The organism is Moorena producens 3L, from assembly GCF_000211815.1.
In the GTDB taxonomy this organism is placed as follows: Bacteria; Cyanobacteriota; Cyanobacteriia; order Cyanobacteriales; family Coleofasciculaceae; genus Moorena; species Moorena producens.
On record NZ_GL890953.1, the window covers coordinates 43,452 to 68,121 of the forward strand.

Annotated in this window: 24 protein-coding genes; all 24 read left to right on the top strand. The window is 39.5% G+C overall.

Features of this window, described 5'->3' with window-relative positions:
• Nucleotides 1-449: 449 nt before the first annotated feature.
• Entirely contained in the window at nt 450-1,424 is a 975-nt protein-coding gene (locus LYNGBM3L_RS23845) for a phytanoyl-CoA dioxygenase family protein (protein WP_009149825.1), read from the top strand.
• Nucleotides 1,421-1,756: a hypothetical protein gene (locus LYNGBM3L_RS23850; protein WP_009149826.1), complete on the top strand. Its 336-nt coding sequence runs from the start codon at nt 1,421-1,423 to the stop codon at nt 1,754-1,756. Before LYNGBM3L_RS23845 ends, LYNGBM3L_RS23850 begins: the two co-directional genes overlap by 4 nt.
• A gap of 16 nt (nt 1,757-1,772) precedes the next feature.
• Nucleotides 1,773-2,849 (top strand): NAD-dependent epimerase/dehydratase family protein, encoded by a 1,077-nt coding sequence (locus tag LYNGBM3L_RS23855; RefSeq protein WP_009149827.1) that lies wholly within the window; start codon nt 1,773-1,775, stop codon nt 2,847-2,849.
• Nucleotides 2,850-2,920: 71 nt separating this feature from the next.
• On the top strand, nt 2,921-3,994 hold the full coding sequence (locus LYNGBM3L_RS23860; RefSeq protein ID WP_009149828.1) for a class I SAM-dependent methyltransferase: 1,074 nt from the start codon (nt 2,921-2,923) through the stop codon (nt 3,992-3,994).
• Nucleotides 3,995-4,045: 51 nt separating this feature from the next.
• Nucleotides 4,046-4,726: an acylneuraminate cytidylyltransferase family protein gene (locus LYNGBM3L_RS23865; RefSeq protein WP_009149829.1), complete on the top strand. Its 681-nt coding sequence runs from the start codon at nt 4,046-4,048 to the stop codon at nt 4,724-4,726.
• Nucleotides 4,727-4,739: 13 nt separating this feature from the next.
• Complete coding sequence (locus LYNGBM3L_RS23870; protein ID WP_009149830.1) at nt 4,740-5,402, top strand: TylF/MycF/NovP-related O-methyltransferase; 663 nt, start codon at nt 4,740-4,742, stop codon at nt 5,400-5,402.
• Between the two features lie 22 nt (nt 5,403-5,424).
• Nucleotides 5,425-7,692, top strand: a complete 2,268-nt coding sequence (locus tag LYNGBM3L_RS23875; protein WP_009149831.1) for an N-acetylneuraminate synthase family protein — start codon at nt 5,425-5,427, stop codon at nt 7,690-7,692.
• A 136-nt stretch (nt 7,693-7,828) separates the two neighbouring features.
• Nucleotides 7,829-8,734, top strand: a complete 906-nt coding sequence (locus LYNGBM3L_RS23880; protein ID WP_143764230.1) for a hypothetical protein — start codon at nt 7,829-7,831, stop codon at nt 8,732-8,734.
• 195 nt (nt 8,735-8,929) lie between these two features.
• A complete protein-coding gene (locus tag LYNGBM3L_RS23885) occupies nt 8,930-9,661 on the top strand; it encodes a hypothetical protein (protein WP_229414671.1) in 732 nt (243 codons plus the stop codon).
• A gap of 424 nt (nt 9,662-10,085) precedes the next feature.
• The gene (locus LYNGBM3L_RS23895) at nt 10,086-11,348 is read left to right on the top strand and encodes a glycosyltransferase family 4 protein (protein WP_009149839.1); all 1,263 of its coding nucleotides are present in this window, start codon (nt 10,086-10,088) and stop codon (nt 11,346-11,348) included.
• Nucleotides 11,349-11,727: 379 nt separating this feature from the next.
• Nucleotides 11,728-12,732, top strand: a complete 1,005-nt coding sequence (locus LYNGBM3L_RS23900; RefSeq protein WP_009149841.1) for a glycosyltransferase family 4 protein — start codon at nt 11,728-11,730, stop codon at nt 12,730-12,732.
• Nucleotides 12,733-12,752: 20 nt separating this feature from the next.
• Entirely contained in the window at nt 12,753-13,754 is a 1,002-nt protein-coding gene (locus LYNGBM3L_RS34235) for a glycosyltransferase family 2 protein (RefSeq protein WP_009149843.1), read from the top strand.
• Nucleotides 13,755-13,843: 89 nt separating this feature from the next.
• Entirely contained in the window at nt 13,844-15,091 is a 1,248-nt protein-coding gene (locus tag LYNGBM3L_RS23910; RefSeq protein WP_009149845.1) for a glycosyltransferase, read from the top strand.
• On the top strand, nt 15,088-16,239 hold the full coding sequence (locus LYNGBM3L_RS23915) for a glycosyltransferase family 4 protein (protein ID WP_009149847.1): 1,152 nt from the start codon (nt 15,088-15,090) through the stop codon (nt 16,237-16,239). The genes LYNGBM3L_RS23910 and LYNGBM3L_RS23915 overlap by 4 nt, the downstream gene beginning before the upstream one ends.
• Before the next feature lie 17 nt (nt 16,240-16,256).
• The gene (locus LYNGBM3L_RS23920; RefSeq protein WP_081431947.1) at nt 16,257-17,057 is read left to right on the top strand and encodes an FkbM family methyltransferase; all 801 of its coding nucleotides are present in this window, start codon (nt 16,257-16,259) and stop codon (nt 17,055-17,057) included.
• A 3-nt stretch (nt 17,058-17,060) separates the two neighbouring features.
• Complete coding sequence (locus tag LYNGBM3L_RS23925) at nt 17,061-17,600, top strand: acyltransferase (protein ID WP_009149851.1); 540 nt, start codon at nt 17,061-17,063, stop codon at nt 17,598-17,600.
• Nucleotides 17,588-18,124, top strand: a complete 537-nt coding sequence (locus tag LYNGBM3L_RS23930; protein WP_009149854.1) for an SGNH/GDSL hydrolase family protein — start codon at nt 17,588-17,590, stop codon at nt 18,122-18,124. Before LYNGBM3L_RS23925 ends, LYNGBM3L_RS23930 begins: the two co-directional genes overlap by 13 nt.
• A gap of 110 nt (nt 18,125-18,234) precedes the next feature.
• Nucleotides 18,235-19,011 carry a class I SAM-dependent methyltransferase gene (locus LYNGBM3L_RS23935; RefSeq protein WP_009149857.1) on the top strand — a complete coding sequence of 259 codons (777 nt, stop codon included), beginning with the start codon at nt 18,235-18,237 and terminating at the stop codon, nt 19,009-19,011.
• A 63-nt stretch (nt 19,012-19,074) separates the two neighbouring features.
• Nucleotides 19,075-20,313, top strand: coding sequence for a glycosyltransferase family 4 protein (locus LYNGBM3L_RS23940; protein ID WP_009149861.1), 1,239 nt, complete (start codon nt 19,075-19,077; stop codon nt 20,311-20,313).
• A 91-nt stretch (nt 20,314-20,404) separates the two neighbouring features.
• Nucleotides 20,405-20,731 carry a hypothetical protein gene (locus LYNGBM3L_RS46065; protein ID WP_131827257.1) on the top strand — a complete coding sequence of 109 codons (327 nt, stop codon included), beginning with the start codon at nt 20,405-20,407 and terminating at the stop codon, nt 20,729-20,731.
• Nucleotides 20,732-20,734: 3 nt separating this feature from the next.
• Complete coding sequence (locus LYNGBM3L_RS23945; protein ID WP_009149863.1) at nt 20,735-22,096, top strand: hypothetical protein; 1,362 nt, start codon at nt 20,735-20,737, stop codon at nt 22,094-22,096.
• 61 nt (nt 22,097-22,157) lie between these two features.
• Nucleotides 22,158-22,793, top strand: coding sequence for an acyltransferase family protein (locus tag LYNGBM3L_RS23950; protein ID WP_009149866.1), 636 nt, complete (start codon nt 22,158-22,160; stop codon nt 22,791-22,793).
• 90 nt (nt 22,794-22,883) lie between these two features.
• On the top strand, nt 22,884-23,135 hold the full coding sequence (locus LYNGBM3L_RS49970; RefSeq protein WP_353814536.1) for a hypothetical protein: 252 nt from the start codon (nt 22,884-22,886) through the stop codon (nt 23,133-23,135).
• Nucleotides 23,136-23,191: 56 nt separating this feature from the next.
• The gene (locus LYNGBM3L_RS23955) at nt 23,192-24,322 is read left to right on the top strand and encodes a glycosyltransferase family 4 protein (RefSeq protein ID WP_009149868.1); all 1,131 of its coding nucleotides are present in this window, start codon (nt 23,192-23,194) and stop codon (nt 24,320-24,322) included.
• The last annotated feature ends 348 nt before the right edge of the window (nt 24,323-24,670 follow it).

Here is a 24,670-nt window from a genome sequence, read left to right on the forward strand (position 1 = left end):
AGGGGTAGGTTTTTTACATTTGGGTCGGGAATCGGGAATCGGGAATCGGGAGTCGCTCATCAGGGTAGGTTTTTAACTTTCACCTCAGGTGTGGGGTGTGGGGTATAAGAAAATGTACCATTATTGTCGTTAAAAATCATCAAGACAATAAAAGTACGTACTCGCCCCTTTGTAAAAAACCTACCCTTGTAAGGGGCATCCTGCCCGCCCGAAAATATCCGGTGCCCTTGACCCATTAAGAATTTAATTCGCTAACGGAAAGCGCACCTAAAAACTATTAAAATCATTCCATTATTAAGCAACGCCTCAGCTCCTGTATTTTTATAATCATTTTTATAATCACCCGTTCTCCCACACCCTACCAAGTTCACCAGGTTGCTTATCACCCAGTCAGGTATCTAAATGTAGGTACAGACGTGAAATAGATTCAACATTTCTGGTGTATTGTTATGTCTTGGAACACTCTCAATATTACTTCCACTGCTGAAATTGTCAGCTCTATTAGGGAAAAGGGCTATTACTTCGCAGAAAGTGCATTAGATAAGATAGAGGCTGACCGGCTCTTAGAAGAAATCGACTTTGATGAGATTCTGATCAATAAAAATGACCTAGGTGTGGTTTGTTCAGGAAATCAGAAGTTTTTGAGCCATTGCCTGGCAAAGTCGAAGCGAGCCTACGATTTGATTACGTCTCAACAGGTTTTAGATGTTTGTAATGCCTATTTAAAAGTAGGATATCAGCTGATAAATCACAGGTTCTGTCAGACCCGTCGAGGGTTTCATATGCCCTGGCACACAGACAATAATCTGCTGTACGGTAGTCAGTTTTTGGGTAAGCACCAGATGCAAGGTCTGGTATTTATTATATATCTTTCCGAGCCAAATTTAAGCCCGTTTCAGTATATTGAGGGTTCCCACCTTTGGTCATCAAAGTATGACGATGAGATTTATATCAGCGATCGCTGGGTTCAGACGCACTATCAGCAGGATATCAGAACCTTTGAAATAAAGAAGGGCGACCTCATCATCTTTGATTTGCATGGTATTCATCGAGCACGCCCGTTTAAAGACAGACATCATGTTCGAAATATTTTTCAGTTCCAGGTCGAGCAAATTAAAGATGAATATCTTGGCCATGGAGAGCAAAATCTGGTCAATGCTGGGTTTATCGATAACCCTAGTCCAGACCTTTTCAACTACTTAGGATTTGGGATTCAGCGAAACTATCCAGTCTTTCCAAATAGTTCAATCGCAACTATGGCTATGCCAGAGCTAATGAAGTTATATAAGCAGCTTTTGCTCCTGACGCTTAAGGCAATCACTAGGAACCTAGCCAAAGGGCTGCTAACTGGAGAATGGCAAGTGAGTTTAAAACGTAAACTATGGCATCCTAAATTGCCAAGTTCAAACAGCAGAAAGAGTTGATTCAGCAGGCATTGGAACAGTTCCAGAAAGAACGAACAGTGATTTTTGTGGCACACCGACTTTCGACCATTGCTGAGGCTGATCAAATTTTGGTGCTAGAGCGGGGAGAGGTTGTGGAGCAGGGTACCCATAAGTCGCTTCTGCATCAAGGTGAGCGCTATAGCAATCCTAAATCATTTGTAAAATCACTAGACTTATTAAAAACTAGCTCCAACTCCTGTCCCTTCTGCCTTCTGCCTTCTGCCTTAAAGCAGCCTATTTCTTTCACGAATCAGATAGGATTGCTATATGCCCGCTATTGGAAGTTGCAGAGTAGTCAGGTGGCAGCTTAACGGTTTAAGGGATTTTATGAAACTTTTTATTACAGGAATTTGTGGCTTTGTGGGTAGTACCCTGACTAAAGCGTTACTTGACCATAAAGCAGATTTAGCCATTACGGGTATTGATAACCTATCTCGGTCAGGCTCTTGGCTTAATCGTGAGATTTTGACTAAACAAGGGGTGAAGGTGGTTCATGGTGATATTCGTAATGCCAGCGACCTGGAAGCTAATGGTCCCTTTGACTGGGTGATTGATTGTGCGGCGAACCCTAGTGTATTGGCCGGGGTCGATGGTCAATCGAGTAGTCGTCAACTGATTGAGCATAACTTGGGTGGTACAATTAACTTGCTGGAGGTGTGCAAACGTTGGAATGCAGGTTTCATACTGCTCTCAACCAGCCGGGTATATTCGATTCCACCATTGGCACAATTAAAGGTAGAGGTGCATGACCGGGCTTTTCGACCTTGTTTAACTGACTCGTCTAGTTGGCCAGTGGGATTGAGTGAGCAGGGTATTAGTGAAGTGTTTTCAACGGCTCCGCCGGTCTCGCTGTATGGTTCGACAAAGCTAGCATCAGAAACACTGGCTCTGGAATATGGGTTAACTTTTAATTTTCCGGTGTGGATTAATCGCTGTGGAGTAATGGCTGGTGCTGGACAATTCGGTCATCCAGGACAGGGGATTTTTGCTTTTTGGATTCATAGTTTCCGCGAAAAACGAGCGCTCAAATATATTGGTTTTGGAGGTAATGGCTATCAGGTACGGGATTGTTTGCATCCTCAAGATTTAGTGTCTTTGTTAGAAAAGCAGTTTACTGAGCCGTTGGTGACGAATAAACCCCGAACTGTGAATTTAAGTGGTGGGGTGAGCAATAGTATGTCACTGCGACAATTAACTGATTGGTGTGAAGATCGGTTTGGGGCTAATACGGTGGTTCAAACTGATACGGAACGGCCTTTTGACATTGCTTGGATGGTGTTGGATTCGACAAAGGCTGCAAATGTTTGGGGTTGGAAGCCTCAGACTAGTATTTATGACGTGTTGAGAGAGATTGCTGAGTTTGCAGAAGGGCAAAAAGATTGGTGTCAAATCTCAGCTTCATGAGTATATAGAATGACATCTATCTTATTTATGAAATGAAGATGTACATACTGTTTATGTGGATTTAATGAATCATGCTAATAATTGATAGACTAAACAAAATTTTACTTCGTAGGTTATTTATTTGTGAAAGTCCACAAGTAAACCTTACTGAATTTCAATACGATTCTATTGGTAAGTTTCAGACAAAAGTGAATAAGGGAGTATATACCTTTGAGAGCATTTCTTGTCTATGTGGTGATTCAGAAGGTATTTGTTTAACTGAGCGTGATCGCTATTGTTTGTCAGTGTCAACATACTTATGTAAATCCTGTGGGATAATGCGGACAAGCCCAAGATTAGATGAGTCTAGTTTATCAAAATTTTACGATCAAGACTACCGTTCTATTTATGTTGGCCATTCTCAAGCACCAGATGATTTTTTTGAGGAACAAGAAAGTCATGGCAGATTAATTATGGATTTCCTAAAGCCAAATTTCAAGTTTCATGAAAATTTAACAGTATTTGATGTGGGTTGTGGAGCAGGGGGAGTACTGATCCCTTTCAAAAATTTAGGATGTAAGGTATTTGGTTGTGATTTAGGAAGTCAATATTTGAATCGTGGCAAAAGCATAGGACTCATTCTAGAACATGGAGATATAAAATCTTTAGACAAATACGGAAAAGCTGACCTTGTAATTCTTTGCCATGTTCTTGAACATTTTCCAAATCCTCTTGAAGAACTTGAGAAGATATATAATTCAATCACTGATAGAGGATATTTATATATTGAGCTTCCTGGTATATTTAAGATTCATAGAAATTATGTCAATCCATTAAGGTTTTTTCAAAATGCACATCTTTATCACTTTTCCTTATCAACTTTAAATTTCATTTTAGGAAAAGCTGGTTTTGAATTAGTTAAAGGAGATGAGAATATTAGAGCATTATATAGAAAAACAGACAAAAGGCATCTATCTAATTTAAACAAAAAATTGTACTTAATAATATTAATATATTTCTATTTTTCTGAAATTAACTATTCACTAGGATTGTTTCGTTTTAACATTGGTTCTATACGCTCTATTATCTCAAAAATCATTCATAAAATAATGAAGCAAGAAACTATTTACTTAATTAAAAAAAGTTTACTAATAAAGAAAACCTAACATTTTTTGATGAGTAAAACAATATAATTTTTTAGTTCAAGAAAAATTATTGTGAACATAATAGCAATCATTCCCGCTCGTGGTGGTTCTAAAGGCGTTCCCTTCAAGAATGTACGCCCATTAGGAGACAAACCATTAATCGCTCATTCTATTTTAGATGCCAAAGAATCCAATTTAATTGACAAAATTTACGTTTCCACAGACGACGCAGAAATTGCAGAAATTTCTAAAGAATATGGAGCCGAAATCATTGAGCGTCCTGAGGAATTAGCTAGCGATAAAGCTTCATCTGAATCTGCTCTTATTCACGCAACTTATGAGATTGAAAAAATTGGCATTTATCCTGAATTAATTGTATTTTTACAATGTACTTCTCCTATTAGAGCAGGTACAGATATTGACAATGCTATCAAGAAAATTCAGAGTACAAATGCTGATTCTTTATTGTCAGTTTCTCCTTCCCACAGATTTCTTTGGGAAGAAGTTAACGGTGTAGTCAAGTCCATTAATTATGATTATTGTAATCGAAAGCGCCGTCAGGACATGAATCCACAGTATGTTGAAAATGGTTCTATTTATATTTTCAAACCTTGGGTTCTCAAAGAATTTAGTAATCGTCTCGGCGGTAAAATTTCTATGTTTGTCATGAATGAAGCTGCTAGTTGGGAAATCGATTCCTTGACTGACTTTGAAATAGCAGAGTCTCTTTTGAAGAAGTATAGTTCTATTTAATTGGAGAATATAGATGATTGAATTACCTGATTTAAACCGTGCTTTTGAATACGAAAATAACTTTTATTTATCCTGCGACCCAACAAGGATAGGTAAACTACTAGCTCACTATGAATTGTATAAGATGGTTCGAGACGTACCTGGTGCAATAGTGGAATGTGGAGTTTTTAAAGGTACTTCTTTAGTTAAATTTGCAAGCTTTAGAGATTTGTTTGGAAATCCATACTCTAAAAAAATAATTGGCTTTGATACTTTTGGTAAATTTCCTGAAACTCAATTTACTCAAGATAAAGCTCCCAGAGATAAATTTATCAACAACGCTGGAGAAGAATCTATTTCAAAAGAACAATTATTAAGTATTTTAGATAATAAAGGACTTGGAAAAAATATAGAACTTATAGAAGGAGATATTCTACAGACTGTACCTCATTACTTAGAACAGCATCCAGAATTAAAAATCTCCTTATTAAATCTAGATACAGATATATATGAACCAGCGGTTGTAATATTAGAACGTCTTTTCCCAAGAATTGTCAAAGGAGGAGTTCTAATTTTAGATGACTATGGAGTTTTTCCTGGTGAAACTAAGGCTGTTGATGAGTATTTTGCTAACCAAAATATAAAAATTCAAAAATTCCCCTTCTGTATGACCCCTTGTTATGTAGTTAAAGAATAAATCTAGTAGTTATTTAAAATAGATGCTAATTGACAAAAATATTGCTCAATATATTGTCTTTACTGAAGACAGTATCATCAACGCGCTGAAAAAAATTAGCGACAACAAAAGTCGGGTTATTTTCTCGGTTACGGAATCGGGTATTGTTGAAGGTATATTAACTGATGGCGACTTTCGGCGGTGGTTGGTAAATCAAAACACTATTGAATTAAACCAGCCTGTTTCTAATATTACTAATAAAAACTTCAAATTTGCTTATTTTGAAGACGAACCAGAAAAGATTAAGTCCTACTTTTCTGAAAAAATCGAATTTCTTCCTCTGATAGATAAAAATCACCACTTAGTTGCTATTGCAAGAAAGCGACCTGGTGTTATTCAAATTGGGAACTTTACTATTGATGCAGAATCACCAGCATTCATAATTGCAGAAATTGGTAATAACCACAATGGCAGTTTGGAATTAGCCAAGAAACTGATTGACTTAGCAATAGAAGCAGAGGCTGATTGTGCTAAATTCCAGATGCGTAGTATGAAAGCTCTCTACCGTAATGCTGGTAATGCTAATGATGCGAGTGAAGATTTAGGTTCCCAATACACTTTGGATTTACTTTCTCGCTTTCAACTCACTCCAGAGGAAATGTTTGCTGCTTTTGACTACTGCAAACAACGTAGTATCTTACCACTATGTACTCCCTGGGATTTGGAAAGTCTGGCATTCTTAGAAGAATATGGAATGCAAGCCTATAAAGTAGCTTCAGCTGACTTGACAAATCATGACTTACTCGCAGCACTGGCTAAAACTGGGAAACCGTTAATTTGTTCCACTGGTATGTCAACGGAAGCTGAAATTAGTGAAGCTGCAAATTTACTAGAGCGATTGGGTGCTATGTACGTCCTGCTGCACTGTAATTCTACCTATCCTGCTCCCTTCAAGGATGTAAATCTCAACTATTTAGAACGTCTCAAAGAAATTAGCGATCGCCCTGTTGGTTATTCTGGTCACGAACGTGATATTTACATAGCTATTGCAGCGGTTGCTAAAGGTGCAAAGGTCATTGAGAAACACTTTAGCGTTGATAAATCGATGGAAGGTAACGACCACAAAGTAAGTTTGTTACCACAAGAGTTTAAAGCAATGGTGCGGGGTATTCGTCAGGTAGAAGAGGCTTTGGGTAACGCAAAAAAACGTAGACTCAGCCAAGGAGAACTAATCAACCGCGAGACTTTAGCTAAAAGTTTAGTAATAAACTGCAACCTGGAACCAGGACAAGTTATTACATCAGAAATGATTGAAGTCAAAAGTCCTGGTAAAGGTTTGCAACCAAACCGCAAAACCGAACTAATTGGACAATTAGCCAGAAGACGATTTAAAGCGGGTGACTTTTTCTTTCCCAGTGATTTAGAACGAGAGCAAATTCAAGCCCGTAATTACAAGTTTCAGCGTCCTTGGGGTATACCCGTTCGTTACCATGATTTCAAGAATATCTTGGCAAAAACAAATCCAGATTTACTAGAGTTTCACCTCAGCTACAAGGATTTGGAGCAAGATATTTACCAATACTTTGAGCAACCACTAGATTTGGATTTAGTAGTTCACAGTCCAGAATTATTTGCTGGAGATCATTTACTGGATTTATGCTCCCAGAATGAGGAGTACCGTCAGCATTCTATCCGAGAACTGCAACGAGTCATTGATATCACCCGCCTACTCAAGCCCTTCTTTAAACGCGCAACTCAACCTTGTATCGTCACCAATGTTGGTGGTTTTACCATAGACGCACCGTTGCATCAATCTCAACGGAGTGAATTATACGAATTGCTGGTTAAAAGTTTATCTGAACTTGATACAGAAGGTGTAGAAATCATTCCTCAAACCATGCCTCCCTTCCCCTGGCATTTTGGCGGTCAACGTTATCATAATTTATTTGTAGACCCAAAAGATACCGCTGAGTTTTGCAATAAATATGGCTATCGAGTTTGTTTAGATGTTTCTCACTCCAAACTTGCTTGTAATCATCATAAATGGTCTTTCAAAGAGTTTATTGAGCAAATTGGACCGTTAACAGCTCATTTACATATTGCTGATGCAGAAGGGATAGATGGTGAAGGATTGCAAATTGGCGAAGGTGAGATTGATTTTCCGGCTTTAGCGGAGGATTTGCAAAAGACTACGCCTAATGCTTCCTTTATTCCAGAAATTTGGCAAGGACATAAGAATGATGGAGAGGGATTCTGGTTCGGCTTAGAGAAATTAGAACCATATTTTGGATTGAATACAGCTATTTTATAAATATAGAACTACGGGGAAAAATTAGGATATTTATCTATTCCCTATTAACCGTTAACTATTCCCTTGTAACTGATACACTTTGTCCTAACCTAGAAGCGTACTGCTATATATTATTAAGTCATTTTTTTTCATAGTCTTGAAATACATGAAAGGAATTATTAGATCAAGCTTGAGGTCTATTGTTCAAAGATTACTTTGGTCAGAAATATGTCAAATATCTGATTTGAAAAGTAATTTTTCAACACTTGAAGATGAGTTAAATCTTCTAAAAATTAAATCGAGTGCATTATCACCTTCTATAGATGAATCATTAGTTTTTAGGAAAAATACAGATGATTTTATCTATGACGAAATATTTGTTATTGGCTCTGGTCCTAGTTTGCTGGATTTAACTCAAGAAGAAAAAAATTATATTTCTAGTAAAACATCAGTTGCCATGAATCGATATATCCTTTACTGGGATCTGATAGGTATTTGGCCACAGTTCATCTTTATGGCTGATGCAATTGGTATTGGCAAAAAGGCATTTAAACAAGTTGAATTGAAGTTGTTAAATACAGAAAAAAAACTGCCAATTTTTATTTTAGAAAACTATTTTAAATCATTTGTTCATCCTAATTTATTATCCATATTTTTTATTCGAGATACTAGCAAAGGAGAAAACTTAAAATGGGCTAACTCTTTAAATGAAAATATTTTCTACCGTCGGGGAAGTCTTACCTGTTTATTGAATGTGCTTGCTATTCTCAGGATTGCTCCAGTTATCAAATTGATTGGGATAGATCTCAATAGAGGTGGTACATTCTTTGACTCAGAATTAAATCGATATCCAGAACTGATTAATCCTTGGGATCAAGAGGCTAAGGCAAAAAATGTTCATGCTACCGTAGGAGAAGTTTATGGATGGAAAGGTTCGATGTTAGACCACTGGCCTGACTTAAATAAAAACTTGGTTAATGCAGGAATTAAGGTCTATTGTTGCAATCGGGATAGTCTATTGGTTCAATCTGACCTTTCTGAGTATCGTCCCATTATCACCTAACTTCTATAGGCGTTAACTATTCACAGATATATGAGATTTCCATACTATATATTTAATCCCAACAATTCAGCGAATCTAAAATGGCGTATCAGTGAGTGGCGTCGATATCGCATAGCTTTTCGTAATATTCCATTGATCCCAGAAAAACCCAAGGCAAACTTCAGCTATGTTACTTTAACTTGCCGTAAGGACCTGATGATGAGTCAAGTAAGCCTCGAAACACTTGCTCGACATACCCGTGCTTTACCAGATCTAGTCATCGCATATGATGAGTCACTGACTGAGTCTGAAGTAAAAGAGTTTTTTAGTTTTTGGCCAGGAAAAATATATTGTCTGGATCGCGCCAGTACAGCAGCGTTCCATGATGAACGGGGATGGCCATTGTTAGCAGATTTTTGTCGTAAACATATCTTTGGTTTTAAATTTGCAGCATGTCTCAGAATTGCTCATAAGAATCGAGTCCTCTACGCAGATAGTGATATTTTATGGTTTCGTGATGTTGTCCAGCTAATGAATTGTTACTCAAAAAAAGCAATTTATGCAGCTCAAGATTATACAAATTCTTACAATTTAAGGTTATTATCTAAGCTTCCCAATGCTCTTCAGGAAGAAATGTCGTATCCTCCCTTTATAAATGCTGGTTTTGCTATTTTTAATCGTTTTATATCTGAAATAGATAATTATCAAGAATTGCTTCTATATGCACTAACTGAAGATAAAATTCACCTTTTTAGTGAACAAACTTTGGTAGCAATTCTTGCAAAAACTGTTGGAGACACGATTCAAAAACAAGATGTGTACGTTGATAAAGACCGTCTCACTTATTGGATAGAGTCTTTTCATAATCAACCTTGGTCAGCCCGGCATTATGTTGGACCTATACGTCATCAGTTATGGATTGATGCAAACGCTGCACTTAATTGTTGATTGTCAATAAAATTTTTGATTGCCTGTATGTACTCAACTATCAAAAGTTGGCTAAAAAAAACTTACCTTATTCGTCAGGTGGAAATTACAACTAATTTACCAATTCATTACTTAATAATGGCAAGACAATTAGGACATAAATTTAGCAGGTTTAAAGCTATTATTGTTTCTGAAAAGACATTACATCCAACTGATATGCATGTTGATATTAAGGCTTTTAGCAAATTGCTTAACTCAGTAGTTAAAAATTAATTTGATATTATATAAAATCGCCAACTGGATCGAATTTTAATGTGAATATACCTGCCTTATAAATTTGATCTATGGCAATACCTAATGAACGGTTGCAAACAAGTCCTGGGTAATTCTCGTTCAAAAGCCTACTGTAGCCTGATGAAAAATTAAATCACTATCATCTTTTTTAATGCTGATTTTGAATAAAAAACAAAAACCACGTATTCTCATTGTCAGTAACTTTTATCCGCCTGTCTTTTATGGTGGTTATGAGCTTGGCTGTGCTGAAGTTACTCAAGGATTGCGGGAGCGAGGTTTTGAAGTCGTTGTTTTGACTTCTTCCCATCGGCAGGAAGAATGTAAAGAGGAGGATAGTATTCTCCGAATTTTACCTTCCCTGTTTGGACGAAACTTGTCCCAATTTGGAGCGATTGATCGATTCAGGCAACTACTGATTCATGAATATGTGACAAAGCGTTCTTTCCTCGCTACACTGCGGGAAGTTCAGCCTCACCTCGTTTACTTTTGGAATCTCAGTGGATTATCCCGGTCTTTAGTAGAGTTCGCGCAGCTCAATCACTACTCTTGGGGCTTATTTATTTTTGACCATTTTTGGCGAGACCTCAATGTAGATGCCTGGTCGCGACATGTAACCACCCCTGCTAATAATCTGGTGCGACAGTTTAGCCGTCAATGTGTGCTTCAATTGGGAAAACTGATGGGTATACCGCCAGCACAAGCAATGATTTCTCCAGATTTTATACATTACCCGACTATTTATCTGCGCCAATACCATGAAGGCAAATCTTTGAATACTTCGGTCTGGCTCAAAACAGATTGGGGCATTAATACAGATTTATTTAAGCCACCCTCAACTCCTGCTGCCAATCCCAATCGCATACTCTATGTAGGTCAGGTCGCTGAGCATAAAGGCGTTCATGTTTTAATTCAAGCTTTGGGACAATTGCGAAAGCAGTATAACTTACAGAATCTGAAGTTGACCCTTGCAGGTCCTTGTCTTTCACCAACCTATCGAGCAAGGCTAGAAGAGCTTATTGCTAAATGTAGCTTAGGGGATGCAGTAGTTTGGTTAGGTTCGATGGAACGGTCAGCTTTGCCAGAAGTGTATGCCCAAAATTCCATCTTGGTATTTCCCAGCGTCTGGGAGGAACCCATGGGCATTGTGATTTTAGAGGCAATGACCGCTGGTTTAGCAGTTGTTGCATCCCGCACGGGAGGAGTGGCAGAACTCATTGATGATGGTACAAGTGGGTTACTATTTCAGCCTGGGGATGTGAAGGATTGTGCTGAGAAGGTGGGTCGATTGTTTGATCATCCTGGGCTACTTGCGAATCTCAGTCAGAATGCTCGTCGAACGGCCAAAACCCGGTTTCAATTTTCGCAGGTGCTTGATCGAATTAGTTCAGATCTTCTCAAACGATGCTCTATGTAGCAACCAAGATTGATATTTGAAAATTTCTCAGACTTGATGCCCTGCCTAGTGGTGGCTTCAGTCTCAGTATACTTAGAAGCGATCAAGTCGGATTGCTATCTTTTTTAATAATCTTAAGTTATTGTATATTTCTACTGGTTATGAAAATTGGTCTAACTATTAGAACGTTTTACCCAAAGTCCGGTGGACTACAAGCCCACGCAGAGAAATTAGCCCATAGATTGCGTGCTCGGGGACACGAGGTCACAATAGTGACGCGAGCCATTTCGCGCACCCCTTCTTACTGGGATACCTTTTTTTTTCTGAGTCCGTCTCTGAGCTTAAAGTGAGCGGTCTACAAGTTAACGTCCTCAGACATCCCAGAGTTGCGAATGTCATCATGTGGGTGGTTTCAAAATGCATTGGCCGTCCGAGTTTTCGCTCCCTAGGCATCGTCTTATTTGAGGCTTTATTTGCCCGACAGGCGATCGCTGCCCTAAGAGGAGTTGACGTCATCCACCACATTGGTCAGGCTCATGAGTTGATTGGGTTTGCAGCGGCGGCAGCCGCTCGCAAGTTAGGTGTGCCCTTTGTAATCCAGCCTACAGTACATCCAGGTCAATGGGGAGATTCACCCTTTGACTTCTATCTCTATCAACAGGCACAAGGTCTGTTTGCTATTACTAACTTTGAGCGTAACTTTCTAGAGTCTTGTGGTCTATCTGGTCCTTTTTTTATCGTTGGTAACGGTATCGATAATCGAACGGACGGCAATGCCAATCGGTTCCGGCAGAGCTACTCTCTTGAAGGACCCATTGTTCTATTTCTGGGCAGAAAAACACCAGATAAAGGCTATACTTTGCTCAAGCAGGCTTTTTCTCTCGTGCAGGCTCAGCGTCCGGACGCCAAGTTGGTTTGCATGGGCCCAACACCAGGGGAGCAACCGTCTCAAGTGTGCCTTGAAGTAAAGGATGGAGTTCTCGAACTGGGCTTTGGCTCGGAGCAGGATAAGCATGATGCTCTGGCAGCTTGCACAATGCTGTGTGTTCCCTCTGAAGGGGAGGCATTTGGCTTAGTTTATATGGAAGCTGGTCGTTATGCCAAACCTGTTATTGGCCGTCGGTTACCAGTTCTCGAGGAACTACTGGGGCGACAGGGTGCGGGTTTGTTAGTAGGCAGAGCCTACGGTGAGGGCAATCAGGTAGGTCTTGATGTAATAGAGCTGAAGGATGCCATACTTCAATTACTAAATGATCCTCAACTGGCTGAGCAGTTGGGTAAAAATGCTGATCAGGTTTCAGAAGCGTTTATCTGGTCTCGGGTGGTGACCCGGTTTGAAACCGCCTATCGTAATGCTGTTGCCAACAAGACAGTTAGCTTGGAGTGTCTTTCTCAGACAAATTAAGGATTTCGTGAAAATCAGTTATGCCTGATGTCAGTATTATTGTCCCTCTTTATAATAAAGCACTTTATATAGGTGCAGCAATCAATTCTGTCCTTGCACAAACCATTACTGATTGGGAACTGTGGGTCGTAGATAATAACTCTACAGATAACGGCTTAGAAATCGTCCAAAAATATTGTGACCCAAGAATCCATCTTATTTCATGTCCTAAACGTACAGGTGGGCCTGGAGCACCTCGCAACGTGGGGTTAAGGCATGCAACAGGAACCTGGGTCTTATTTCTAGATGCTGACGACACTATAGAATCGACTCATTTAGAAAATTTATTGTCGCCTGTTGAGGATCATCCTCACGCAGCTATCATTGCCGGACATTGGCAAGAATATGCTAATTCAAATCCACAACAGCGCACCTTGAAAGCACCTGCTGGCTATGATTCAACAGCTTTTGGCTTTCCTGATGGAGCAATTGCCTTTGCTTCCTGGGCAGTGCATTCAGCAATAGTTAGGCGAGATATTTTGCATACACCATTTATTTGGGTTGAAGCGCTTGACCGTTATATGAGTGAAGACACAGCCTTTTGGTTTCGCCTTACTTCTACATTCTCGGTAGCATATACTGCTAGCGCTGGTGCACTCTATCGCCAAGAAATTGAAGACAACCGAAATCAGCCAGATGTTCTGGCTTTATGGTTTCAATCTATGAAGGCAATTACTACCGCTAACATAGATTTTCTTAGTCAACAACAGCGATCGCTAACCGCAAAACATTGTGAAAGTCTCATGCGTCTCTACTCAGATATTTATCTGAAGGCACGACTACAAAATGACGCCACAACTGCTCATGAAGCAATGGAAATCGCTAAGGAATGGCTCAAAGAATGCTCAAAGCGAAAAGGTTGTAAGTCTTTGTCACTCAGGGTAAGGGAAGTACTAGGATTGCATCGATTCCTTTCTATCATGTATTGGCAACAAAATTTAGTCACAACAGTTAATCAGATTGCTATCAGCAAGGTTGGCTAACTCTCAAGCAGAAGCTACTGATTGAAGAATTAGGATTTAGCTTGGACGAAGCAAAAACACTTAACTTTAGGTAGCATCGCGGTTAAAAGATGACAAAATCATTACTAGTTGTTGAAGAAGCCCTCAGGGATCTCAAAGCCCACTGGTTTGAGTATATTAAAACCATTACTCAAGCTGCGGAAGCCCAGGGATGGCAAGTACAAGTTGCTGCTCACCACGATGTCGTTCCAGAAATTTGCCAAGAATTAAAAGTTTTTCCCCTGTTTCGTTACGCTCGATATCTAGACAACCATAAAAAAAAGTTACCGGGTGAGAGATATTATGGCTTTTTGCTTCATAGTTGGCGATGTTTAGTTGTGCTCGTGCCTCTACTAGGGAAACAGCCCCGTTATGAGCATATTTTTGTGCCTACGGTTTTGATACATCATCTGCTAGCTTGGTGGATGATTATGACATTTCATCCTCAAAGACCTCAGCATTTAACCCTATTCTTTGTGGCCAATCCAGGGATTTGGGATCGTAATACTCAGAAGTCAATCTTACCATCATCTCCTCTCCTGGGAATTCAAGGCTTCCTACTCCGCCGTTTTCAGAAGCTAGTGGCACAAGGAACAGTTACCTTGGCTGTGGAAACTAAGGGAGCAAAACGAGAGTTTGAGGAACTAACTAATTTACCGTTCCAGCTTTTTCCCCATCCTGTACCTCAGTTAATAGAATCTAGCCCACCATCACTTAGATTATCATCAAGCCAAGAGTTATCTAGTGCCCCCACCTTTGCTTGCTACGGTTTTGCGAGATATGAGAAGGGTTCTGATATGTTCAAAACAGCCCTTGAGCAACTCTTGACTAAACAGCAAGACATTCCGGTTCAATTCTGTATTCAATGGGTTGAACCTTTTAGCTTACCTGATGGCAGTATCTGTGAGCCTGGTTCCCTACTGCGCCAACATCCCCAGGTGACAATAATTGATCGCCCTCTCCAATCCCATGACTATCAGACTTTACTGAGCAAGACCGACTGCATGATTTTACCCTACCGCAATAGTTCTTATCATGGTCGTGTTTCCCGGGTAGCCATTGAGGCGGTATGTTTAGGAATTCCCCTTATTTATACCCAAGGAGGTTGGTTAGAAGAGGTGATCGGGGAATTTGGTGTAGGGATTGGTATTCAAGATGAGAGCACAGAAGAATTAACTCAAGCAGTTATAACTATGTGGAAAAACTTTAATGAGTATGCTCAACTTGCTTTCAGGAAAAGGGCAAAAGCTCAACAATACTTCTCACCAGAAAATTTATGTCAGCAACTTTTGTCGCCAAAATATAGACCTAAAGAATGAAGTTACTTTACTATTCTCCTGCTAGCTATGGAGGACTAGCTGACTATGCCCACTATCAAGCTAATGCCCTTGTATCTGCTGGCGCACAGGTAACGTTACTGACTACGCCCAACTATCCCGTAGGTAGGGGAGAAGCCTATGAGATTGTACCTATTTTGGATGATACCACGGCAAGTCCTGGGGTGCATACACGAATGCCCAAGGTTCTTAAAGCAGGCTATCTTTCCTATAATCTGCTCAGCAATATTGCTAGATTAACCCGTTTTATTGAAGAAAATCGGTTTTCTCACGTCTTAATGGGTTCTTACCTGGAATACCTTGCGCCCTTGTGGGCCAATCACCTGAGGCGATTAGCTAATCGGGGAGTGGTATTCGGTGCAGTAGTCCATGATCCCGTGCGAGATTTTGTCCTGGGGCCTCAATGGTGGCATCGTTGCTCTATTGCAGCAGGCTATTCGTTTCTGCGGGAGGCATTTGTTCATGAAGCCATTGATCTAGATACAGTTAGCCCTATGCCTCAATTGCGCACAACTGTAATTCCCCACGGTATTTATGAATTATCCAAAGCAACTCAATCCAGGGAAAAAATGCGCAACTCCCTCAACTTACCTCCAGAAGCTAAGGTGATGTTGTCCTTTGGGCATATTCGTCCGAACAAAAACCTTGACCTGGTAATTGAGGCAATGGCTCGTGTCCCTGATGTATATTTAGTAGTCGCGGGAAAAGAACAGTCTTCTAGTCAGCAACTTGCTCGTCGTTATCAAGAATTAGCTAAGGAATTAGGTGTAGCAGATCGCTGTCGGTGGCAGATTGGCTTTATTCCCCCAGGGGAAATTCCCAATTTGTTTGACATGAGTGATTTAGTTTTATTGACTTATGATCAGACATTCCACTCTGCTAGCGGTGTTTTAAGCGTTGCCACACACCATCGTAAACTTTGCTTAGCTTCCAGTGGAGAAGGACCTTTGAAAGAGATGGTGCAAAAATATCAACTGGGATTGTGGGTTGATCCTGATAGTGTAACTGCGATTGTCGAGGGCTTAAATTCATGGTTGGGAACAACAATCAAACCTTGCTGGGAAGAGTATTTTAGGGATAATTCTTGGCAGGAAAATGCCAAAATTGTCATGAATATGTTTCAAAAATGATTTTTATTTAAAAAAAAATGTCAACATTAATAACTCTAATAAAACTTGTAGCACATGCAAGACATGGAAAATCATATCGCCACAAATACTTGGCATTTCTTCTCGGAGGATTAGGAATTATGGGACACCATCGTGCTGATATGATCAGATGGTTTATTGACCAAATTGACAGTTTTGGAAAAAAAGGTTTTGTTAATTTCCAGTTTTATCAGAATAGTAAATTGACTCAGTTTTCCATGCGTCAAGGAAATGAAGCAGATTACCTAATGGTAGGGGAAATAGTTAGGGGTGGTTATTGTTTACCTTCTTTTGAACCAAAGACTATTGTGGATGGAGGTGCAAATATTGGTGCTTTTGCTATTCAGGCTTTTAATTATTTTCCTAAAGCTAAACTAATTTGCTACGAACCTGATGACCATAATTTTAAGCAACTCCATGCAAATTTATCCTTAAATTCCTGTGAAGCAAATGTTCATAAACTGGGTCTTTGGTCAAAGAATATAACTCTTTATTACCATAGTCAATCTTCACAAACTGGTTATATTGATGAACAACCTCCAGGCATTCCTATCTCGTGTATTTTACCTGAAATAGGCTCAGAATGTTGGCTTAAATTAGATGTTGAAGGTGCTGAATATGAAGTAATTCCGGCTTTATTTAAAGCTAGTCAATTTCCTGATTGGATTAGTATGGAAATTCACGAATTTGATACAAAAGGACAATCTTTGCTACTTCTGTTAAAAGAACATGGCTACACTATTCAAGGTGGTGAAGATCCAGAGGTTTCTTGTACTGTTATTTCTGCGTATAAGTCCTAATCAGTGAATCCTAAAATTATTGCAGGTAGTATTCTCAACTATCACTACAACCATTGGCTGAGTAACTGTCCCTCCCGTAAAATCCGCATTGCTTACCTCAAGGCATATTTAGCCAGGCTAGGAAAGGAAACATCGGTTCAAATGGGCTGTCGCTTTCTTAATGGGCGTAAAGTCTATTTGGGCGATCGCAACGTAATTAACTTTGGCTGTTTATTGGATGGTCGCCATTATCACATTCACATTGGTAACGATGTTTCTATTGGTCCAGAGGCAACCATTTTAACCTTAGGGCATGACCCCCAATCCCCTAGTTTTGGGGATCGAGGTGGAGATGTCATTATTGGCGATCGGGTTTGGATTGCCTATCGAGCTATTATTTTACCTTCAGTAAAAATAGGAGAAGGTGCGGTAATTGGTGCAGGATCAGTAGTTACTAAAGATGTGGAACCATACACGATTGTGGCAGGTAATCCCGCTAGATTGATTAGGAAGCGAAATCCCGAGTTAGACTATCACTTATACTACCAACCATGGCTCGTGTAAAAAATACCAAAAAATCTTTCGGCTATGGTCTTGTTTTATTTACTTGGCTCGTAATTATTTTATTTTCACCAATTTTAGGTACTTTAGCAATTAACAAATATTCACGCAATGCCATCCTAGAAACATGGTCACATTGGGTCTCTGAACAACGCAATGCTACTGCTGTATTTTGTGGTGACTCACTAGCAGCTGGAGGGGGACATTGGGGTCCAAAAATTGGCATTGGGTATTTTACAACCCGGAATCTGGCTGGGAATGGATACACCATTCGACAAACTATTTCACAAGTTAAAAAAGCCAATATATACCAACCCAAATATATTATTGTTTCAGCAGGTACAAATGATGCATTTTCTATACTCGATGAACGTCAAACTATTGAAGATTCAATATTAGATCTTAGCAAACTAATCAATTCAACTCAATCTTCTATAATTTTGACTCTTCCACCTCCCACAAGAAGACCTGAAGTAAACGATATTATTATGAAACTGCGTGGAAAAATGATTCGTGTTGCTCAATAATCTAATATTAAAATTATTGATTCTTGGTCAGATTTTATTGATGATGAAGGTTTACTAAAAAAAGAAATGACAACAGATGGTACACATCTAACTGATCAAGCCTACGAGATTTGGGCACAAAAAATCCAGAATCAGATGCTCTAGAAAGATTAAAATTACTATCAAAAAAAATGGAATTATCATATTTAGAATTTTGCCCAAGTCTCAATAACATTATCGCAACGGGGAAAAGTATTGATGAAAATAACAACACTATCCCTGTGTCAGGTTTATCAAGTATTAACAATATCAAGGTGCTGCGAGAAATTATTCTCGCTAAACGTCCCCATAAAACGCTAGAAATCGGCTTAGCTTATGGAGGAAGTGCACTAGCTATTCTGGCAAGTCTTCAAGAAATTCACAAAGATAACAACTTTCTGCATACAGCCATAGACCCTTTTCAGAAAAAATCTTGGAAAAATAGTGCCCTGACTGTGTTAAAAGCAGAAAATCTAAGTCAACAATTTAGGTTTATTGAAGATTTTTCTTATTTAAGCTTGCCTCAACTAGTAAAATCAAAAGAAAAATTTTATCTGATTTATGTTGACGGATCCCATTTGTTTGAAGACGTATTTATAGATTTTTATTATTCCACACTTTTACTTGAAAAGGACGGAATTATTCTGTTTGATGATTGTGCTGATAGCCATGTCAGAAAGCTAATTAAATTTATCAAAACTAACTATTCTGATTTACTAGGGAGCTTTTCTTTAGAAAAATATACTCAGAAAAGTTTTCTGAAGAAAATAGTGAATAGATTGGGATACAGACAAATGGAGGCTTTTAAACGGATTGGGACTCCTCCAAGAGGTGCTGAAGCTTGGAATTCAAAATTGAAATCATTCTAGTCTAATTATCAATAATTTATCACAATAAACTTTGCAGGTACAAATCTTTTTCCCTCAATAATTGTGTTTAAACAATCTCATCAGTGGATCTGCTGTCAAATCGGAGCAAGAGAACATTACGCAATCCCCAGATCCCTACATCAACAGGGTAACCTATCTCACCTAATCACAGACGCCTGGATTACTCCCCAATCTCCCCTCAACTATCTACCCAAAAACCTGCTCACCAGTTTACGCGATCGCTTCCACCCAGATCTTGCTCAAGCATCCACTCACGCCTTTACCAATTCCTTAATTCAGCTAGAAATCCAGCAACGTCTGCAAAAAGTGCGTGGCTGGGAACAAATTATTGCCCGTAATCACTGGTTTCAACAAAACGCTGTCAACTATCTGGCAAAAATTGCTCCAAAATTTAATCAACCTCCCATCCTCTTTACTTACAGCTACGCAGCCTTAGATCTATTACAATTTGCCAAAGCTCAAGGGTGGCGCACTGTCCTCGGACAAATAGATCCAGGAATTGTGGAAGAAAAAATTGTTGCCCAAGCCCACCGCCAATATCCCCATTATCAATCAACCTGGCAACCAGCACCGCCGGACTATTGGACTAACTGGCAAAAAGAATGTCACTTGGCAGACCGGATTGTAGTTAACTCCACCTGGTCTAGCCAAGCCCTACAACAAGTTGGGGTACCCTCACAGAAAATTGCCGTAGTTCCCTTAGCTTACCAAGCACCTACCGCATCTCAAGGCTTTGTGCGCACCTATCCGGAACACTTTTCCCCTCAGCGTCCCCTGCGAGTGCTGTTCCTCGGACAAGTTATCCTACGTAAAGGTATCTTTCCCCTGCTGGAAGCAGCGAGATTATTACAACAGGAACCCATTGAATTTCAGATTGTAGGATCCCTAGGGATTACCCTCACCCCAGCCCAACAAAACTTGCCAAATGTGCGCTGGATTGGTTCCGTTCCCCGCAGTAGCACCAGCCAGTATTATCAACAAGCGGATGTATTTCTCTTCCCTACCCTTTCCGATGGCTTTGGTTTAACTCAACTGGAAGCTCAAGCTTGGAAATTACCCCTGATAGTGTCCCGATTTTGTGGAGAAGTGGTGAAAGATCAAGAGAATGGCTTGATCTTACCAGAGGTTTCAGGAGAAGCGATTTCTCAAACCTTGCAATGGTGTCTTAGTCACCCCCAACAATTGCAGCGCTTTTCCCACCATCAAATAAATTTCTCTCAATTTAGTTTGCTTCAACTCCAACAAAAACTGCAACATATAGGGTTTGTATCTGGGTTGTGAACATAGGATTGATGGCAAAAGGGAGCAGGGAGCAGTGAGCAGGGAGCACTATGAAAGAGCTTAGAGGATTTTTTGGTGTTATGAGAAAGCGATGCAGCGCGGTCTTGGGGGTTCCCCCCATGAGCGACTGCATCAAGACACAGCAAGATTCTTCATAACCTATTTATATAGCGTTTCTCATAGCTATGAGGTACACATTCTTTTTTCCCTCTTGCTAGCATGCCTATTGCTAGCATGCCTATTGCCTCTTACCTCTTACCTCTTACCTCTTACCTCTTGCCTCTTACCTCTTGCTAGCATGCCTATTGCTAGCATGCCTATTGCCTCTTGCCTACTCCCTACTCCCTACTCCCTACTCCCTACTCCCTACTCCCTATTCCCTACTCCCTATTCCCTGTTCCCTTTGCTAGAGTTTTGATTAATGACTGATTCTGTCGGGTTTCCCGAAGACCTTGTCCCTATTTATGTCATGGCTTCAAGCATACTTTTTATCTTAGTCATTGAAGCGTTTTTAGTCAGAGACAAACGAGCTTGGAGTATTCCCGCCCTGGGTGTGTATGCCACTATTGGAGCCTGGTATTTTGTAGAACTATTTTACACGCCTGAGAACTTTCTTCAGTTTGATTCATTAATCCTCGAAAAATGTTATTGGCAAATTATTATTTTTTTAATAAGTTTTCGCCTATTCATCCCTTCCCTTTCTCGCCGATTTATCAATAAATATCATACTGTTTTTAAATTTACTACTTTTAATCCTGAACAACTTTTAATAGTTTTAGCCTTCGTTTGGCTAGTTTTATTAGCATATGGAGTTAGCCGTGTCAACGGAAACATTGCCGCTGCTTTATTTCCGGTATTAGCTCGTCGAGGAATACAAATGTGGGGCAGGAGTGCTACTGGTGGTGGTGGTGGATTTATTGTTTCCTCTGCTGGTTATGTTTATACCCTAGTTTGTGCCTTCTTTGGTGTACTTTTGCCCCTCCCAATGCGAAAAATATTTAAATTTTTAAATATTTTAATTATCGTGATTGCACTGCCCTATTTTATTTTCCTGGGAGCCCGTAACCAGCTTCTAGCAGTGATTATGCCAGGCTATTTTAGCTATGCGTTATTTTCCCGAGATCCGCTTTGGAAAAAGGCATTAATTAGCATGGCTACTTTTTGGGCTATTAATGAATTGATGACGTTAATTATTACTTATCGTAACATTGGTTTTATAGGATTATTTAATCCAGATTTTGCCCCGCAATTCCAAGAAGAAGTAGAGGAAGAAGGGCACTTGGGATTAAATATGCTAGAAGAACTATGTTATATCAATCAATTTTACCAAGAAGGAAGCCTAAAATTAACTTACGGAGGTCGCTATTTCGCAGAAGCAGCTAATATAATTCCTAGAGCAATCTGGCCTAATAAACCTCTAATTGGAATTGACTATGCTATCTTACGGGGATTTGGTGGTGCTGATAATGACATTGGGGTATTTGCTACGGTTTCAACTGGATTAATTGGACAAGGTTTTTTTAATTTTGGTCCTATTTTGGGACCAATGGGTGCAGCGGTTTTAATGGCTAGCTGGGTGAGTTTTATGAGTAGGCTTTGGAAGCAGCAATATTCCACCTTGCGGTTAGGATTATTTCTGATTTGTTTAGGGCTAACGTTTAACTTAGGTCGAGAATTTACTCTACTGGTATTATGGCCTGCTTTGTTTGGATATGTTTTTGTGCTTATGGTAGAACGCTACGGATCCAAAAAAGCTAAGGGAAGATTTATGTCTACGTCGTAAGCTTTAAAAACTAAATTTAATTATCAACCAAATTCATATAAATAGATTTTTTTTTGCCAAAATGAAGCAACGATTTATTACATTAGATGCAGTTAAGGTATTTGCTGCTATTTCCATCGTCTGGCTTCACACAGTTAGTTCGCCTCAACTTGGCTTTACCTCTGTGCTAGGAAGGTTTGCTGTACCTTTTTTTACATCTACAGCTGTTTTTATTATTTTTACTAAAGTAATCCAAAAACCAACAGTTAGTTTTACTGACTACACCATTAGCCGATTCAAGAGAATTTATATTCCTTTCTTAATCTGGTCGATTTTATATTTGTTAATTAGATATTTAAATTGCTGGATTACAAATTTGTGTACAAGTATTAATATTAAGTTAGAGTTTTTATGGACAGGAACTACTCATCATCTTTGGTTTCTACCTTTTATATTAGTAGTATCTTTGGTAACATTTTTATTGGCAAAGTTCGCTTATAAGCATCCTAAAAGTAAATCTTGGTTAGCAATAATAGCATTAATTACTGGAATAGTAGTCTTAATCAAACCTAACTATAACTTAATCAATCAACTTGGCTATACAGTTTCTTTATCCTATCAGGCACTACCAGCAGCACTATGGGGTATTACAGTTGCCGTTGTGGATAATTTATTTAATCTAAGAGAAAAAAAGGATTTTAAAGTTTTGCCCCTGTAATGTATAGTTATAGCGATTGTTTTAACTATATTAATGTTACTCCAAGGTCGTAACTTTTTATGGTAAAATTTAGCAGGAATATGTCTGTTAATATTTGCTATTACTTTTAAAAATGAGCAGTTTATAGTTCTAGATAAAATTGCTGCTTTTGGTAAATACTCTTATGGAATTTATCTGATCCATATTCTGTTTGTTGAGGGTCTTCAGGATATAGCAAATTTCTTTAACATCTCAGGAACTATAGTTCTAGATCTAGGCGTATTTTTGCTATCCCTAATGCTCACCATGCAGACGATTTTCATACTGAGAAAATTAAATCTACAAGAATGGCTTGGTACCTAAGACAAAAAGTAACAGCCAATTATGCTTTAATCCATAACTAATTTAGCTTAACTCAAGTGCTCAAAATCGCAGTATTGTTTACTAACTATGGCCCCTACCATATTTCCCGTGTCAGTGCTTTACACGAGCATTGTCATAAAATAGGCTGGAATGTAGTTGGTATAGAATTGGCAAGAGCCGAAGCTGACTATGCCTGGAAAGCTAATTTACAAAATCTTCCATTTCCGCTTATTTCTGTTGTCAGCGATCGACAGCGAGAGCAGGTAAAGTTTCATCAATTACTCCCAAAACTTTACTCTACCCTAAGGAAGGTTCAGCCTGATGTGGTGGTGATTGCTGGCTATTTTGAATCAGCCATGATTGCCACTTTAGTATGGAGTTTATGGCACAGTAAACTACCAATTTTGCTTTCTGAGACTACAGAAACAGATTTTACTAGAGCCTGGTGGCGTGAAACTATAAAGCGCTGGCTACTTAACCGGTATAAATCGGCTTTAGTGGGCGGGCAACCACAAAAACGTTACTTGATCAAATTAGGACTACCTAAGGAAGCCATTTTTTGCGGCTATGATGTCGTAGGTAATGATGCTTTCCATCCCGACAAAATTAAATCTCTGGCACCTCCTTTAAACAAGCCCTACTTCCTGGCTATCAATCGCTTTATCCCTAAGAAAAATCTTCCTTTTGTAATTTCAGCCTACGCTACCTATCGCCAACTAGCCAAAGACAGGGCTTGGGAGTTAGTCCTGTGTGGGGATGGTTCAATGCGCTCTCAAATTGAGCAACAGATTAAAGACTTAGGGTTGACTAAGTTTATTCATCTAACTGGTTTTTTACAACAACAAGAACTTCTGCCTTATTTTGCTCACGCTGGCTGCTTTATCCATGCTAGTACTCACGAACAATGGGGATTAGTTGTCAACGAAGCTATGGCTGCTGGCTTGCCAGTGCTAGTGTCTAATCGCTGTGGCTGTTTTGAAGACTTAGTAGTTGAAGGGATCAATGGATTTGGTTTTAATCCCTATGATAGGGAACAGCTAACTAAGTTAATGGTTAAGGTAAGTTCAGGGGAAATTGACCTAGAAACGATGAGTCAAGCCGCCCTGGAACACATCCATAAATTCTCTCCGGACTATTTTGCTCAAGGTTTGATAAAAGCTGTTGAATACGCCTTAGCTAATCACTAAGTAAGCATTCAGCTATCAGCTATCAGCTATCAGCTATCAGCTATCAGCTAATGCGCTACTTTAGGTGCTTTTGAATAAAATAAGCACCTCAAGCAGCGTGAGTCTTGGCCTTGGCCTATGGCCACGCTGCGCGAACGCGAATAGCTGACGGCTGACAGCTGACGGCTGAATGCTTACCAGCTATCAGCTATCAACTAATGCGCTACGGCTGACAGCTGAAGGCTGAATGCTTACATCACTAAAGCGGTTTCTCGCCTAATGAGGTATAGCAGTCGAAGCAAAGCTTAGGACATATTTCTTTTCCCTGCTCCCTACTCCCTGCTCCATACTCCCTGCTCCCTGCTCCCT